At 64.9% G+C, this 15,586-nt stretch carries 11 protein-coding genes; 9 read left to right on the top strand and 2 right to left on the bottom strand.

The features are described from left to right. Positions 1-292 precede the first annotated feature (292 nt). Positions 293-1,225, bottom strand: coding sequence for a carbohydrate kinase family protein (locus ACVOLI_RS18210; RefSeq protein ID WP_282271521.1), 933 nt, complete (start codon positions 1,223-1,225; stop codon positions 293-295). 275 nt (positions 1,226-1,500) lie between these two features. On the opposite strand from ACVOLI_RS18210, the gene ACVOLI_RS18205 reads away from it, so the two are divergent. The 8 genes from ACVOLI_RS18205 to ACVOLI_RS18170 all read left to right on the top strand — a co-directional run bounded on the left by ACVOLI_RS18205 (position 1,501) and on the right by ACVOLI_RS18170 (position 11,750). Further along, positions 1,501-2,547: a rod shape-determining protein gene (locus ACVOLI_RS18205; RefSeq protein ID WP_005419402.1), complete on the top strand. Its 1,047-nt coding sequence runs from the start codon at positions 1,501-1,503 to the stop codon at positions 2,545-2,547. Positions 2,548-2,703: 156 nt separating this feature from the next. Beyond that, positions 2,704-3,840, top strand: a complete 1,137-nt coding sequence (gene mreC / locus ACVOLI_RS18200) for a rod shape-determining protein MreC (RefSeq protein ID WP_481615455.1) — start codon at positions 2,704-2,706, stop codon at positions 3,838-3,840. Beyond that, positions 3,837-4,322 (top strand): rod shape-determining protein MreD, encoded by a 486-nt coding sequence (gene mreD, locus ACVOLI_RS18195; protein WP_282271525.1) that lies wholly within the window; start codon positions 3,837-3,839, stop codon positions 4,320-4,322. Before mreC ends, mreD begins: the two co-directional genes overlap by 4 nt. A gap of 2 nt (positions 4,323-4,324) precedes the next feature. Further along, complete coding sequence (gene mrdA / locus ACVOLI_RS18190; protein WP_481615454.1) at positions 4,325-6,421, top strand: penicillin-binding protein 2; 2,097 nt, start codon at positions 4,325-4,327, stop codon at positions 6,419-6,421. Beyond that, positions 6,418-7,524 (top strand): rod shape-determining protein RodA, encoded by a 1,107-nt coding sequence (gene rodA, locus ACVOLI_RS18185; protein WP_282271529.1) that lies wholly within the window; start codon positions 6,418-6,420, stop codon positions 7,522-7,524. Before mrdA ends, rodA begins: the two co-directional genes overlap by 4 nt. Positions 7,525-7,990: 466 nt before the next feature. Continuing rightward, positions 7,991-9,127: a lytic murein transglycosylase B gene (gene mltB / locus ACVOLI_RS18180; RefSeq protein ID WP_481615453.1), complete on the top strand. Its 1,137-nt coding sequence runs from the start codon at positions 7,991-7,993 to the stop codon at positions 9,125-9,127. Continuing rightward, positions 9,124-10,443 carry a septal ring lytic transglycosylase RlpA family protein gene (locus ACVOLI_RS18175; RefSeq protein ID WP_481615452.1) on the top strand — a complete coding sequence of 440 codons (1,320 nt, stop codon included), beginning with the start codon at positions 9,124-9,126 and terminating at the stop codon, positions 10,441-10,443. Before mltB ends, ACVOLI_RS18175 begins: the two co-directional genes overlap by 4 nt. A 92-nt stretch (positions 10,444-10,535) precedes the next feature. Beyond that, entirely contained in the window at positions 10,536-11,750 is a 1,215-nt protein-coding gene (locus ACVOLI_RS18170) for a D-alanyl-D-alanine carboxypeptidase family protein (protein WP_282271535.1), read from the top strand. Positions 11,751-12,614: 864 nt separating this feature from the next. On the opposite strand, the gene ACVOLI_RS18165 is transcribed toward ACVOLI_RS18170, so the two are convergent. After that, a complete protein-coding gene (locus ACVOLI_RS18165) occupies positions 12,615-13,664 on the bottom strand; it encodes a lipid A deacylase LpxR family protein (protein WP_296250950.1) in 1,050 nt (349 codons plus the stop codon). A 781-nt stretch (positions 13,665-14,445) separates the two neighbouring features. On the opposite strand from ACVOLI_RS18165, the gene ACVOLI_RS18160 reads away from it, so the two are divergent. Next, positions 14,446-15,423 (top strand): CsgG/HfaB family protein, encoded by a 978-nt coding sequence (locus tag ACVOLI_RS18160; protein ID WP_481615451.1) that lies wholly within the window; start codon positions 14,446-14,448, stop codon positions 15,421-15,423. Positions 15,424-15,586 lie beyond the last annotated feature (163 nt).

Here is a 15,586-nt window from a genome sequence, read left to right as displayed (position 1 = left end):
AAGCTCCCACTCCATCAGGTTGCAGAGCACGCCTGCAATCCAGCATTGCCAGCTTCGCGGCTTACGCCGCTCCCACAAATGCGTTGCGACCGATGGATTGCCGGTAAGGCCCCTGCCGAGCGTGGCTCGGCACTACCGCTAGAGCCCCTCTCCCGCTTGCGGGAGAGGGGTTGGGGTGAGGGGAGCTTTTCGCTGGTAAAGCCTCTGCCGAGCATGGCTCGGCACTACCGTTTGCCGTTTGCACGGTCGGCGACCCATGCAAAAAAAAAACGGCGCCGAGGCGCCGTTTTTCTTAGAGGCCGTAGCCGAATTGCTGCTTGAACTGGTCGTTGAACTCGGCGAAGTCGAAGCGCTGGTTCTGCGTGCCCGGGTGTTCCACCTTCAGCGCGCCCATCAGGTTGCTCATGCGGCCGACGGTCAGCCAGTCCATGCCCTTCTCGATACCGAAGATCAGGCCGGCGCGGAAGGCGTCGCCACAGCCAGTCGGGTCGACCACGCGGCGCTCGTGCGCCGGCGGGATGTCGAAGCTCTTTTCCGGGGTGTGGATGATGGCGCCGCGCGGGCCCTGGGTGGTGATGTAGGCCTTGGTCCGGGCGACGATGTCGGTCTCGCTCCAGCCGGTGCGCTGCTGCAGCAGGTTGGACTCGTAGTCGTTGACCACCACGTAGTCGGCCTGCTCGATGAACTCGCGCAGTTCCGGGCCGTTGAACAGCGGCAGCGCCTGGCCCGGGTCGAAGATGAAGGGAATGCCGCATTCCACGAACTCGGCGGCGTTCTGGATCATGCCTTCGCGGCCGTCCGGGGCAACGATGCCGAAGGTGACGCCCGGCACGTCGCGCACGTGGTTCTCGTGCGAACGCATCATCGCGCCCGGGTGGAAGGCGGTGATCTGGTTGTTGTCGTGGTCGGTGGTGATGAAGCACTGCGGGGTGAACATGTCTTCCAGCACCCGTACCTGGCTCAGGTCGATGCCCATGCGCTCGAAGTGCTCACGGTACGGACCGAAGTCCTGGCCCACGGTACCCATCGGGATCGGGCTGCCGCCCAGCAGCTTCAGGTTGTAGGCGATGTTGCCGGCGCAGCCACCCAGTTCGCGGCGCATGCGCGGCACCAGGAACGACACATTCAGGATGTGCACCTTGTCCGGCAGGATGTGGTTCTTGAACTGGTCCGGGAACACCATGATGGTGTCAAAGGCAAGGGAACCACAGATCAAAGCGGACATTGCGAACAGGCCTATACGTAAAAGGAAAAAGCCGCCGCGCACGCGCAGGCGACCCGGCGCGACTGCGCGCCAAAGTGCGTAAGGTTACCGGCTGCGGCGGCCCACGGCCACAAGCAAGGATGTACCGCAGCTGCCCGGAGTGGTTGAAAGCCCAGAATTCACTAGGATTTTCCTTGCTCGGGCGGGGGTGGGTTGATAGGCTAACTGCCCTCATTTTCTGCCCATTTTTTCGCCAACCGGCGTGGGCGCGACACCCCCTCAGGATCACTTCCCAGATGTTCAAGAAGCTGCGTGGCATGTTCTCCAATGACCTGTCCATTGACCTGGGCACGGCCAACACCCTTATCTATGTGCGCGGCCAGGGCATTGTGCTGAACGAGCCGTCGGTCGTGGCCGTGCGTCAGGACCGTGCCATCGGTGGCACCCGCTCGGTGGCTGCCGTCGGCGCCGAGGCCAAGCAGATGCTCGGCCGTACCCCGGGTCATATCACCACCATCCGCCCGATGAAGGACGGCGTCATCGCTGACTTCACCTACACCGAGGCGATGCTCAAGCACTTCATCAAGAAGGTGCACAAGTCGCGCGTGCTGCGCCCCAGCCCGCGCGTGCTGGTCTGCGTGCCGGCCGGCTCCACCCAGGTGGAGCGCCGCGCCATCAAGGAATCGGCCGAGGAGGCCGGTGCACGTGATGTGTTCCTGATCGAAGAGCCGATGGCTGCTGCGATCGGTGCCGGCATGCCGGTCACCGAGGCGCGCGGTTCGATGGTCATCGATATCGGCGGTGGCACGACCGAAGTTGCGGTCATCTCGCTGAACGGCATTGTCTATTCGGCGTCGGTGCGTATCGGCGGCGACCGTTTCGACGAATCCATCACCAATTACGTGCGCCGCAACCACGGCATGCTGATCGGTGAAGCCACCGCCGAGCGCATCAAGGTGGAGCTGGGTTGCGCCTACCCGCAGGCGGAAGTGATCGAGATGGAAATCTCCGGCCGCAACCTCGCCGAGGGCGTGCCGAAGATGATCAAGATCAGCTCCAACGAAGTGTTGGAAGCCCTGCACGAGCCGCTGTCGGGCATCGTCTCGGCGGTCAAGCTGGCCCTGGAGCAGACCCCGCCGGAACTGTGCGCCGACGTCGCCGAGCGCGGCATCGTGCTGACCGGTGGCGGCGCCCTGCTGCGTGACCTGGACCGCCTGATCTCCGAAGAAACCGGCCTGCACGTGCAGGTGGCCGACGATCCGTTGACCTGCGTGGCCCGCGGTGGCGGTCGTGCGCTGGAGCTGGTGGACATGCACGGCAACGAGTTCTTTGCGCCGGAGTGATCCGCAGGGAACAGGGGCTGGGGAATTGGTAGCGAGGGGCAGGGTGTCCTGCAGTTCGTTCCGGTCTCCAGCATCCATTTCCCGGAACCATCGGCGTGACGCCAGTCGCGCCGTTTCCATACCTGATTCTTCATTTCCCTTTTCCAGCCTTCTGTCGTGCCCCCTTACGCCGGTCCTCCCGTAGCCTCCCGTCAGGGGGATGCCAGCAGCACGCTGCGTCTGCTGGCGTACCTGGCCTTGGCCATCACCTTGATCGTGCTCGACGACCAGGGCGGCTGGATGTCGCGCCTGCGCGCCCAGGCCAATGTGCTGGTGCAGCCGATCTGGGCCCTGGCCGGTGTGCCGGGTCGGGTAGGGGCGTCGGTCAAGGACAACGCGGCCAGCCATAACCAGCTGGTCAGCGAGAACCGCGAGCTGCGCAACCAGCTGCTGATCGCCAACGCACGCCTGACCCGCCTGCAGACCGCGGCGCTGGACAACGCACAGCTGCGCGAGCTGCTCAACGTGGCCGAGCGCAATGGCCTGGACGTGCAACTGGCGCCCATCCTCGATATCGACCTGGACCCGGTCAAACAGCGCCTGGTGCTGGATTCGGGCAGCCGCGCCGGAGTGCATGTCGGCCAGGCAGTGATCGATGCTGGCGGCCTGATGGGCCAGGTGATCGCGGTGACGCCGGCGCATTCGACGGTGCTGTTGCTGACCGATCCGGACCATGCGGTGCCGGTGGCGGTGGCACGCAATGGCGTGCGGCTGATTGTCTACGGCCGTGGCGATCGGCTGGAACTGCGTGATATTCCGCTCAGCGCGGGCGTGGAAGTGGGCGATGAGATCGTCACTTCCGGTCTGGGTGGGCGTTTCCCCGCCGGCTTCCCGGTCGGCAAGATCCTGAAGCTGCGTCCGGACGACACCCATGCCTTCCTGGTCGGCGAGCTGGAGCCAGCGGCCAAGCTGGACCGTGGCCGCAACGTGCTGCTGCTGCGTTCGGTACCGGCGCTGCCGCAACTGCCCGACAGCACTGTCATCGAATCGGCGCCGGAAGCCGCGGCCGCGGGCGGTCCATCCGCCGCCCCGGTGAACCGCATGGGCGCGCCGGCTGCCGTTGTTCCTGCCAGCGGCAACGCCAGCACCCTTCCGGCTGCGGCGGCCACGCAGGCCCCGGCCAGCACGCCAGCGACCGAGCCGGCAGCGGCAGGCCAGGCACCCGTCCCGGCGACAACGCCAGCCAACGAATCCGCAAGCCCGGCAACACCAGTGACCACTGACAACCCGACCCCGCCGCAGGTGCGCCCATGAGTCGCCTGCGCACCAAGGGCTGGGTGATGCCGGTCAGTTTCGTGCTGGCCTTGCTGCTGGCGCTGATTCCGCTGCCCGAACTGCTGTTGCCGGCGCGCCCGTATTGGCTGGCGCTGGTGCTGGCCTACTGGGTGATCGAAACCCCGGACAAGGTTGGATTGGGCTTCGCCTTCTGCATCGGCCTGCTGGCCGACGTGATGTTTGGCGGCATTCTGGGTGAGCAGGCGCTGCGGCTGGTGGTGATGGCCTTCATCCTGCAGCGTTTCCGTGCGCGCATCCGTTTCTTCCCGCTGTCGCAGCAGGCCTTGGCGATGGGCGGGTTGCTGTTCAATGACCGCGTGATCGATGCTGCCATTCACCTGCTGGTGGGCGAGCCGATGCTGCCGTGGAGCTACTGGGTGGCGCCGTTGCTGGGCATGGCCTTGTGGCTGCCGCTGTATGTGCTGCTGGATGCGGTGCGACTGGGCAAGCGCGGGCGCTGACGATGGCGCCGCGCCGCCAGCACAAGAACACGCATGCGGAGGCTGAGCAGTTCCGGCGGCGTGCCGCGATCGGCTTCCTGGGCGTACTGCTGACCCTGGGTTTCCTCGCCGGCTGGTACTTCAAGCTGCAGGTGCTGGACCACGACATCTACGCCACCCGCTCCGAGGCCAACCGCATCAAGGCGCGGCCGGTGGTGCCGGGGCGTGGCCTGATCTACGACCGCAACGGTCGCCTGCTGGCCGAGAACGTGCCGGCCTTCCGCCTGGACGTGACCGCCGACAAGGTCGCGGACATGGACGCTACCCTTGCCGGGCTGCAGAAGATCTTCTCGCTCAGCGAGGAGGACATCGAGCGCTTCAAGCAATCGCGCAAGGCGCGCCGTGGCTTCATGCCGGTGACGTTGAAGCTGCGGGTCAGCGACGACGAGATGGCGCGCTTCGCGGTGGACCGCTGGCGCTACCCGGGCGTCGAGCTCGAGCCCTACCTGACCCGGCGCTATCCGTATGGCGATCTGTTCGGCCACATCATCGGCTACGTCGGCCGGGTCGATGACAAGGATCTGGAAGAACTGGGCGAGGGCAATGCAGCGCTGACCCACATCGGCAAGTCCGGGCTGGAGCGCTTCTACGAGACCCAGCTGCGCGGCAAGATCGGCTACGAGCAGGTCGAGACCAATGTGCAGGGTCGTGCGATCCGCACGGTCGGGCGGGTGCCGGCGCAGTCGGGCACCGATCTGCGGCTGTCGATCGATGCCGACCTGCAGCGCGCCATGGTGGCGGCGTTCGGCGAGCAGGAAGGCTCGGCGGTGGCGATCGATCCACGCACCGGCGAAATCCTGGCCATGGTCAGCCTGCCGTCGTTCGATCCCAATCTGTTCGTCAACGGCATTTCCCACGCCGATTTCAAGCTTCTCAACGAGAACCCCTCACGGCCGCAGTTCAATCGATTGGTGCTGGGCGGCGTGGCGCCAGGTTCGACGGTGAAGCCCTTCCTCGGCCTGGCCGGCCTGGACAGTGGTTTGCGCAGGCCGGAAGACAAGATCCTGTCGCGCGGCATGTTCTACCTGCCCGGCGTGAGCCGTGGCTGGGGTGACGCCAACCGTGGCGGCCATGGCTGGACCGACCTGCGCAAATCCATCTCGCAGTCGGTCAACACCTATTACTACCAGCTCGGTATCGACATGGGCATCGAGCGCTATGACGACTACATGGGCAACCGCTACGGCTTCGGCCAACCCACCGGCATCGATCTGGCCGGTGAGATCGGCGGCATCCTGCCGTCGCCGGCAGCCAAGCTCAAGGCCAACAAGGAACGCTGGTATCCCGGCGATACGGTCAATGCCAGCATCGGCCAGGGCCTGTGGAAGGTGACGCCGCTGCAACTGGTGCGCGGGGTTGGTGGCCTGGCCACCGGCCAGTTGCGCACGCCGCATCTGGTGATGGAGCAGCGCGCCGGTTTCGACCACGATTGGGCGCCGACGCCGCAGCCGGCGAGCAGGCCGATAAGCCCCAATCCGGCCAATGTGCAGGCAGTGCGCGAGGGCATGATGGGCACCATGCAGCCCGGCGGCAGTGGCTGGCGCGTGGCTGCCGGTGCGCAGTACCGCATGGCGGGTAAGACCGGTACCGCGCAGGTCATCAGCCGCAAGGGCACGGCTGCGTTGAACCCGCGCAGCCTGCCGATGCACCTGCGCCATCGCGCGCTGTTCGTTGGTTTCGCGCCAGCCGAAGAACCGGTGATCGCGATTGCCATCGCAGTGGAAGGCGGCGGCTACGGTGGTTCGGCCGCCGCGCCGATCGCACGCAAGGTGTTTGATGCCTGGTTGCTTGGGGTGATGCCCGAAGGCCTGCAGCCGCTGGATGCCGAGCGCGGCACGGTGGCGGTGGGCGTGGCGACCTTCGATACCGAAGATGCCAGCTGGCGCGCGCGCGGTGAGCTGGTAGCGCCGCAGTTCGCCGATCTGCCGATCATGGTTGGTGCTCCGGCACCGCTGCCAGGCACGCCGCCGCAGCCAGTGCCCGAGGCGCTGCCCGGTGTTGCGCCGGCAGCTGCACGTCCGGCGCTGCCGGCGGCAACCTCAGCGGAGGTGCGCCGATGAGGGATTTCCTGCGCTGGGCGTTGGAGATGGGTCAGCGCCTGACCCGTGGCCTGGACTGGCCGTTGCTGTTTGCCTTGCTCGCCTTGATGGTCATTGGCCTGTCGGTGCTGGACAGCGCCGGTGGCAGTGGCCTGGTGATGGCGCAGGGCGCGCGCTTCGCGGTGGGCCTGGTGGCGATGTGGGCGATCTCGCGGGTGTCGATCCTGCGCATCCGCGCGTGGACGCCGATGATCTATGCCTTGTCGATGCTGCCACTGCTGGCGGTGTTCGTGCTCGGTACCGGCAAGTACGGGCGGCAATGGTTGAACCTGGGCCTGTTCTACCTGCAGCCGGCCGAGTTGTTGAAGGTCAGCCTGCCGATGATGGTGGCCTGGTATCTCAACCGCATGCCCTTGCCACCGCGTATCCCGGTGGTGCTGGTGGCAGCGGTGATCATTGGTGTGCCGACCGGGCTGGTGATGTTGCAGCCCGACTTCGGTACCGGCGTGCTGATTGCCGCCAGCGGTGCCTTCGTCTTGTTGCTGGCCGGCCTGCCGTGGTGGTGGGTGGGCGTGGGCGTGGGCGGTGTTGCCGCGGCCGCGCCGGTAGCCTGGTTCTGGCTGCTGCGGCCGTACCAGAAGGACCGCATCATGATGTTCCTCGACCCGGAGAGCGATGCACTCGGTGCGGGTTGGAACATCATCCAGTCCAAGATCGCCATTGGTTCCGGCGGGCTCACCGGCAAGGGCTGGGGGCTGGGCTCGCAGTCACACCTGAACTTCATTCCCGAACAGACCACCGACTTCGCGTTCTCGGTACTGAGCGAGGAGTACGGCTGGATCGGTGTGGCGGTGGTGCTGGCCTTGTATCTGTTCGTGATCGGCCGCTGCCTGTGGATCGCGGTGGATTCGCGCGATACCTACTCGCGGCTGCTGGCGGGCGCGACCGGTCTGGCGTTCTTCGTCTACATCCTGGTCAACGGCGGCATGATCTCCGGCCTGTTGCCGGTAGTGGGCGTGCCGATGCCGTTGATCAGTTACGGCGGTACCTCGGCGGTGTCGTTGCTGGCCGGCTTCGGGCTGGTGATGGCGGTACGTGCGCACCGGCCGGTGCACGGCGGCTAGCGCAATGCTGTTGCGTGGTTCGTCCATTTATCCGCGGCAATATTGCGAGCTTTGATCCAGATCAAACACCTGGCTTTACCAAACCTTCACACTACGCCCCGTCACCGGCGCGCTGTCCGCGCTGTGACTGCCGGCTCGCCGTATGGGGCAGTTGGCAGGTTGGCATCTGGCGGGATGACGGGGGGAGCCGTCGTCCCGGGTCCCCCGGACGCTGACGCGAGTGTCGGTCATCTCAGCGGGATGGGGAGATGACCGACGCTCCTTTTTTGCCTGGCCGGCTTGGCCACGATCCTTTCCGGGCCAGATTGCCGGTCCACAATCGGCGGCATCGCTTTGCCTATTCATCGAATAGCGTGAATCCGAGGGGCTTCGGTGCGGATCGGCGTAGCGTATTTTTCGCTTCAATCCTGTTGTGTTTCATGGTGTTATTGCAGGAAATTCATCTTTGACCTGCTAATCTCGCCCGATGATTAGACGCGCCCTGGTTTGTTGCCTCACCCTCGGCATGGTTGCCTGCGCAACCCAGCCGAAGACTCCTGCACCTCTGCCGGCCCCGGCGGAAACTCCGGTCAAGCCGAGTACCGGCCCGGCCGAAGCCGTACCCGAGGCCAAGACCGCGTTGCCGCCGGTCGACCTGACGCCGGTGCCGTTCGAAACCGCCCGCGCCAACTTCGTGCGCGATACGGCGGCGAAGTACGGCATCGATCCGGCCTATATCGAAAGCACCCTGGCGCAGGCGCAGATCCGCGAACCGATCATCGCCGCGATGTCGCGTCCGGCCGAGCGGGTCAAGCCGTGGAACGAATACCGGCCGATGTTCATCACCCAGGCCCGCATCGACGGTGGTCGTGCCTTCCTGGCCGAGCACCGCGATGAGCTGATGCGGGTGCAGGAACGCACCGGCGTGCCCGCCGAAGTGATCGTCTCCATCATTGGTGTGGAAACCAGCTACGGCCGCAATACCGGCAACCACCGCGTGCTCGACGCGCTGTACACGCTGGCCTTCAAATACCCGCGTACCGGCGACCCGGCCAAGCTCGAGCGCGAAGTGCGCCGCGAACTGTTCTTCCGCGACGAGCTGGCCAAGCTGTTCGAGCTGAGTGCGCTGGAGAAGCTCGACATCACCACGCTCAAGGGCAGTTACGCCGGGGCGATGGGCATGGGCCAGTTCATGCCGTCCAGTTACCTGGACTTCGCGGTGGACGGCAATGGCGATGGCCGCCGTGACCTGTTCAACAGCTACGACGACGTCTTCTCGTCCATTGCCAATTACTTCGTCAAGAAGGGCGGCTGGATCCGTGGCGGCACCGTGGCAGTACCAGCGACGCTGCAGGCCGGCTTCGAGGAATTCAATCCCACCGACTGGACCCCGACCTATACCGTCAGCGAGCTGGCGGCACGTGGCTACCAGCCGGTCACCCCTGTGCGTGCAGTCAATGCCAAAGCCACCCCGGTGACGCTTGAAGGCAGCGACGGAAAGCTGTACTGGCTGGGCTTCCAGAACTACTACGCGATCACCCGTTACAACATCTCCAAAATGTACGCGATGGCCGTGTTCCAGCTGTCCCAGGCCATCGCCGGCAAGGAGCTTCCCCCGGCATGAACATCAAGTGGCTGGTCCCTGCGTTGATCGTGCTCGGGCTGGCCGCCTGCAGCAGCGCCCCCAAGAAGTCGTCATCCGGTACAGCGGGTGCCAGCTCGGCATCGCGGCCGGCGACGGTGGTGCACGGGCGTGGCAGTGCACGCGGTGAATGCCCTGAGGGTTCGCCTTATGCCAAGGCGCAGGAAGACCTATCCACCCGTGGCAACTACACCGCTGGCGGCCTGTACAAGCCCGGTGTAAGCGACTCCACGCCGAGCTATATACCCAATGTGGACTGCATTCCCGAGCCGGTGGTGACCAACGAGGCGCGCTCGGCAGTCGGCAATCGGTCGCCGTATACGGTGCTGGGCAAGCAATACCAGATCATGGACCGTGTCGATAACTACGTGGAACAGGGCACCGCCTCGTATTACGGGCAGAAGTTCCACGGCCGCCTTACCTCCAACCGTGAGGTGTACGACATGTACGCCTTCACCGCCGCGCACAAGACCTTGCCGCTGCCGAGCTTCGCGCGGGTGACCAACCTGGACAACGGCGAGTCGGTGATCGTGCGGGTCAACGACCGCGGGCCGTTCCACGAAGGTCGCGTCATCGATCTCAGCTATGCCGCCGCAGTGCGGCTGGGCATCACCCAGCGCGGCACCGGCCGGGTCGAAGTGCATGGCCTGACCCCGGGCAGCGAGAACCTGCAGGCCTCCGGCGACAGCCGTCGCGCCCGGCGTGAACGGGCTGCGGCGGCGGTTGCCGCCGCAGCGCCGGCAACGCGCCCCGTCGCGACGAGCCCCAGCCGCATGGACCAGCTGGTCGAGAAGTTGCCCGTCGCACCGGCACGCCCGGTTGCCGGCAATGCCGACCATTTCGACGCCTGGATGAAGGACAACGGTGTGCGTGTCGCTACCGGTCGCCCGGCGACCACCAGTGCTGCCAGCACGGCAGCTGCACCGGTGAGTGTCCAGGCGCTTCCCGCAGCGTCGGAACTGCTGCAGTTCACGCCGCCTACGGCCTCGGCTTCGGCCGCAGCGGCGAGGGCTGCGGCGGGTCCGCCACCGAAGACCGTACCGGCCGATCCCGCCGCGCGCGCGTTGGGCTCGATCCTGTTGCAGGTGGCCAGTTTCTCCAGCCGTGACAATGCCGCGCGGGCCTTGGGCCAGCTGGCGTCAGCGGGTATCGTCGGTGCCAGCCTCAGTGACATCGTCAGTGGTGGCCGCACCCTGTGGCGCCTGCGTGTACCGGCCAGTGACAGCAGCAATGCCACGGAACTTGCCGGACGTATTGCCGGTCTTGGGTTTGGCCTGCCGCAAGTGGTCCGCGATTAACCCCAGCACACCGGGGCGCCGCCAGCTGGCCGGTGTCGCCCTACAATGACTCCCCGAATTTTTCTTCCTCGTCCATCAGGAACCGCTGTCCGATGAAATTCCGTTTTGCCGCCGCTGCACTGGCCACCACGCTCGTCGTGGGTCTGGCCTCCGCCCAGACGCCCACCCCGACGCCCACGCCTGCACCGGCCGCAGCTGCTGCTCCGGCGCAGGTGGCGACGCCGCCGGCCCCGGTTCCGACCACCGCCACGGCATGGGTGCTGATGGATTACGCCACCGGCCAGGTGCTGGCGGGCGAGAACATCCATACCCCGCTGCCGCCGGCCAGCATCACCAAGGTGATGACGTCCTACGTGCTGGCTGCGGAAATGAAGACCGGCAAGATCAAGCCGGACGACCAGGTGATGATGAGCGAGCGCGCCTGGCGCGAAGGCGGCGCAGGCACCGATGGCAGCTACAGCGGCTTCCCGGTCAACCAGACCGCGCGTCTGGAAGACATGGAAAAGGGCATGGCGATCCAGTCCGGCAACGACGCGGCAATCGCGCTGGCCGAACATGCTGCCGGCAGCCAGGAAGCGTTCGCGGCGCTGATGAACAGCTACGCCGCCAAGATCGGCATGAAGGATTCGCACTTCGTCAACGCACATGGCCTGAACGCCGAGGGTCACCAGTCCAGCGCCTATGATCTGGCGCTGCTGGGCCGCGCTTTCGTGCGCGATTATCCGGAGACGTATGCGTACAACAAGATCAAGGAATTCACGGTAGGCAAGATCACCCAGCCGAACCGCAACCTGCTGTTGTGGCGTGACCAGAGCGTGGACGGCATCAAGACCGGCCACACCTCGGCGGCCGGTTACTGCCTGTTGAGCTCGGCGCAGCGCGGTGACCAGCGTCTGGTCGCGGTGTTGATGGGTGGTGCATCGGAGAAGCAGCGTGCTGATGACAGTCTGGCGCTGTTGAACTGGGGTTTCCGTTTCTTCGAAACCCATCGCATGTATGAGCCGGGCAAGGCGGTGACCACGCAGCATGTGTGGAAGGGCGCGGCCGATGAGGTGCAGCTGGGCGTGGCGCAGCCGATGCTGGTGAGCGTGCCGCGTGGCCGTTACAACGATCTGAAGCCGTCGATGGACGTGCCGAAGCAGTTGGTGGCGCCGATCACTGCAGGTCAGCAGATTGGTACGGTCAAGGTGTCGCTGGATGGCAAGGTGGTTGCTGAGGCGCCGCTGGTGGCTGTGCAGGCGGTGGAAGAGGGCGGTTTCTTCAAGCGTCTGTGGGATGCCTTCATGATGTGGTGGAAGTCCGAGTAAGGGCTTTCACCGGCTGAAAAGCCGAGCGGCGTTGCGGTGTTCTGTCGACTGGAGTTCCAGTCGATGGGGCGCAGCAACGCCGCTTTTGTTTTGTCTACGAAGTGGCGCAGCTCCGCTCCGACCCTTTACCAAGTGCAGCTTCGCCCCCTCCCTTTGCCGCAGGCAAGGGGAGGGTTGGGGAGGGGTAGCTTTCGCCGTTGCCATTGCCATTGCCGTAGCTGTTGCTGTTGTTTTGGACTTTGACCCACCGGGTCCCTTCCGCAGCGACGGAGCCAGTGGGAAGAACCCGAAGGGCGACGTGCATGGATGCACGTCGTTTTTCGCCACGACAGGGATGTCGTGTCGAAAAATCCCGCTGGCGGAGCGGACCTGGAGCGCGCAGCGCCGAAGGCGGGCGAAAGCTCTGCTCTAGCTCTAGCCATGGCAACTGCAACTGCCAAGGCTTTCACTCCCCTTCGGGGAGCGAGTTACTTTTCTTTGCTTGTGCAAAGAAAAGATAACCAAAAGAAAGCACACCCTGCCTCCGCGCCCACGCCGCTGCGCGACGTGGGTTCACTCCGCTGGCAGGATTTTTCGACGATACATCCATGTCTCGTCGAAAAACGACGCACATCCGTGTGCGTCGCCCCGTTCGGGGTCTTGTCTGCCAGCTCCGTCGCTGCGGAAGGGGCCCGGTAAGTCAAAAGCTGTAGAGCAAAGGCGGGAGCCGAAGCCGAAGCCGAAGCAAAAGCAAAAGCAAAAGCTGTGGAGCAGAAGCGCCCTCACCCCAACCCCTCTCCCGCACGCGGGAGAGGGGTTGGGGTGAGGGTGCTTTTGCCTTGTCGCTTTTACAGCGCCAGTGGCAGCAATTGTTCACCGTTGCAGTCAAAGCGTGCGGCTGATGGTGAAGCTGCCGAATACCGGCGTCTCTTTCTGGCCGTCGAATTCGCGGGTGCGGTGGTAACGCGCCAGCGCGAATTTCCACTTGCCACGCATCACTGCAACGCCATAGCCGATGTCGCCGACAAACGGACGCTTGTCCACGCTGTGGCTGTTGCGGAAGGTGTTGCCATCCAGGGTGATGTCGCGCAGTACCCAACGCGCGTCGCTGGTGACGAACAGATGGCTGGACCAGCCTTCTGCACGGCCGCGGCGGGTGGGTGCGGTGTTCTCACCGGCGGGGCGCATCGGTGAGCTGCCGAAGTCGTCAGGCAGCTTCCAGCCGAAACGTACTTCGCCACCAACATTGGCATACGTAGCCAGGTTGCCGATGGCGCCACCCCAATGGCTGATCGCGTCCCAGCCCCAGCCGCTCGCGTTACCTTCGGCAGGCCAGCGTTGCATACGCTCATGCAAGAGTTTGAACACCGGTTCGTCATGCAACTGGTTGTCCCAGCCCATGAACTTCTCATCGCCAAGAACGCTGTGCACGGCATCCTGCACCTGCTTTCCCTGCGCGGAGGGGCCAACCATCCCCAGCGCCAACTGGGTGGTGCGCAGGTGGTTGCCGTTACGCGCGTTGTAGCCGAAGTTGACCATCAACACCGCTGCATACGGGCGATCATCTTCGATCAGGTCGCTACGGGTGTTGTCGGTCGGTGTGTACAGGCCCTGGCCGAAACTGAAAATCATGTTCTGCTGCTGGAATTCACCAGGATGCAGGCGTTCCAGGTGACGATTCATCCAGCGCGCAAGGCGCGGCAGGCAGGGGTCATCGGTGTAGTCCTGCAGGTTCGGCGACACCAGCGTGAACATCGCGCCATTGGTGTATCCCTGATCCTGCTGTGCACCGCCGAGCAAGTCATTGTCGACGCGGAAATTGATCGCAGGCGGGTGGTCGCTCAAGGCACTTTGTGCGCATTGTTGCGCTGCCCAGGCGGGGGTGATTGCAAGGCTGCCTGCCATCAGCAACAGCAGTCGGGTGCCTTTCTTCATGTACGGACTCCTCGCCGGCAGAGTGACATGCAGCTTAGTGATCCGTTGTGGGTCGGCATATCGCTATCGAGCGGACAGATTGTTGTGGGTGTGACGATGGATTTCCGCGCGTGGATGCGCGCACCAGACGAGGTGGGTGGTCTTGGCTGGAGGGCGTTTCGTATGCATGCGCGCGGCGCAGTTCAACTGCGCTCGTCATTGTCGCCGCTTTCCTGGTCTGGCTTTCGTCGGTCTGGCGGGATGGAGGTTTTCCCAGATGAGACAGTCATTGTGTGGCTGACATGTTGTTGGTGGGCGTTTGCGGTGGTGGCAGGGTTCTGCTGCGCAAACAAGCCGGATCGTGGCTGTCGTTGAGGCCGCCAGCCCTGCCTTAAGTCGATACCCCTCGGAGCTTCCCTGGTCCCGCCCAGCCCAGCGGTTCACGCAGTTAGGTGTGCTCTGGCCTGAATAGGGGATGGGCTCGTGATCTCCACGCAGGAGGAGGCTCTGGCAGCAGGCGATGCGGCATGGCCTCCGCATTGGACGTGGAATGGGCCGGACGTGGTCGATGCCTTCTGGCCGTCTTTTTGCGGGAGATGTGACGCGACAGAGGCAGTTTCAGTGCATATAAAGGGAGCCGCCTCACAAAAACGTCATGCATCCTGACGTCGGTCTGGGTTAGGATTCCGGCGGACCGGACCGTGCTCGTCTGCTAGGTAACATCAGGGACAGAGTCTTACCGCAAGGTCTCTAAGCCAATGGAACGCACCTCGTAAGGTGCAGGTTAATGGGGAAGTATCAGATGCGTAACGTTTTTTCGCCGCTCACTGCAGCGGTCATCACTCTGGGTATTGCTGCGGCTGTCAGCAGCCAGCCGGCCCAGGCAGCATTCAAGGCCAAGGGTACCCAGGCGCAGGAACAGCGCCAGCAGGCCGCCGCACAGATTCCAACCTGCCAGCGTCCGATCGGCACCTTGTCGGTGATCGAGCCGGAAGACTCCACCCATTGGTGGACTGGCCAGCAGCTGCCGGCGCCGTCGCGCCTGATCAAGGCCTTCGTCAGCCGTTCGCGCTGTTTCACCCTGGTGGACCGTGGTGCCGGCATGGCCGCGGGCCAGTTCGAGCGTGAACTGGCAGCCAGTGGTGACCTGCGTGGTCGTTCCAACGTCGGCAAGGGCCAGATCAAGGCCGCTGACTACGTGATGATCCCGGACCTGATCTCGCAGAACAGCAATGCCGGTGGCAATGCCATTGGTGGTTTGCTGGGTGGCCTGATCGGCGGCCGCGCCGGTGCGTTGGTGGGTGGCTTGAACTTCACCAGCAAGACCGCCGACGTGGTGCTGACCGTGACCGACGTGCGTTCGTCGGAGCAGGTCGCCATCTCCGAAGGTTCGGCGCGCAAGAGCGACATGGGCTTCGGTGCCAGCGGTGGCCTGTTCGGCGGCAGCGGCCTAGGCGCCGCGGGCGTTGGCGGTTACGCCAACACCGAAATCGGCCAGGTGATCACCATGGCCTACCTGCAGGCCTATACCGACATCATCGCCCAGCTGGGTGGTTTGCCGGATAACGCCTCTGCCGCCAACGCGCAGCAGGCGGTGACGGTGACCCGTGCCGGTCGCCTGCTGGCCAATGCCCGCGGTACCGGCGCGCCGGTGCGCACCCTGGAAGCCGGGATGATGCTGTACCCGACCGGCACCAAGGAAGGCGTGATGTGGGAAGTCGAGGATGAACTGGGCAACCGCGGTTGGGTGTCGTCCACCCTGCTGCAGCTGTCCAAGTAAGCCTGGGTTTACCCCCCCAGAAGGGCCGCGCAAGCGGCCCTTCTGGTTTCCGGGCGGGCAGTAGTGGGGGGGCCGGGGGGGCGCGGGGGGGGGGGGCGGCGGGGGGGGGGGTGGGGGGGCGCGGCGGGGGTGGGGGGGGGGCGCGGGGCGGACGGGGGGCTGG

The organism is Stenotrophomonas sp. STEN029 (assembly GCF_056760015.1).
Note: the sequence above shows the minus strand (reverse complement) of the source record. Positions and strands in the feature narration are given on the sequence as shown.

Coding starts and splice junctions, on each gene's coding strand:
- mrdA (WP_481615454.1), top strand. CDS start 4,325: ATGGCGCCGCGCCGCCAGCACAAGAACACGCATGCGGAGGCTGAGCAG.
- ACVOLI_RS18160 (WP_481615451.1), top strand. CDS start 14,446: ATGCGTAACGTTTTTTCGCCGCTCACTGCAGCGGTCATCACTCTGGGT.
- mltB (WP_481615453.1), top strand. CDS start 7,991: ATGATTAGACGCGCCCTGGTTTGTTGCCTCACCCTCGGCATGGTTGCC.
- ACVOLI_RS18175 (WP_481615452.1), top strand. CDS start 9,124: ATGAACATCAAGTGGCTGGTCCCTGCGTTGATCGTGCTCGGGCTGGCC.
- rodA (WP_282271529.1), top strand. CDS start 6,418: ATGAGGGATTTCCTGCGCTGGGCGTTGGAGATGGGTCAGCGCCTGACC.
- ACVOLI_RS18210 (WP_282271521.1), bottom strand. CDS start 1,225: ATGTCCGCTTTGATCTGTGGTTCCCTTGCCTTTGACACCATCATGGTG.
- ACVOLI_RS18170 (WP_282271535.1), top strand. CDS start 10,536: ATGAAATTCCGTTTTGCCGCCGCTGCACTGGCCACCACGCTCGTCGTG.
- mreD (WP_282271525.1), top strand. CDS start 3,837: ATGAGTCGCCTGCGCACCAAGGGCTGGGTGATGCCGGTCAGTTTCGTG.
- ACVOLI_RS18165 (WP_296250950.1), bottom strand. CDS start 13,664: ATGAAGAAAGGCACCCGACTGCTGTTGCTGATGGCAGGCAGCCTTGCA.
- ACVOLI_RS18205 (WP_005419402.1), top strand. CDS start 1,501: ATGTTCAAGAAGCTGCGTGGCATGTTCTCCAATGACCTGTCCATTGAC.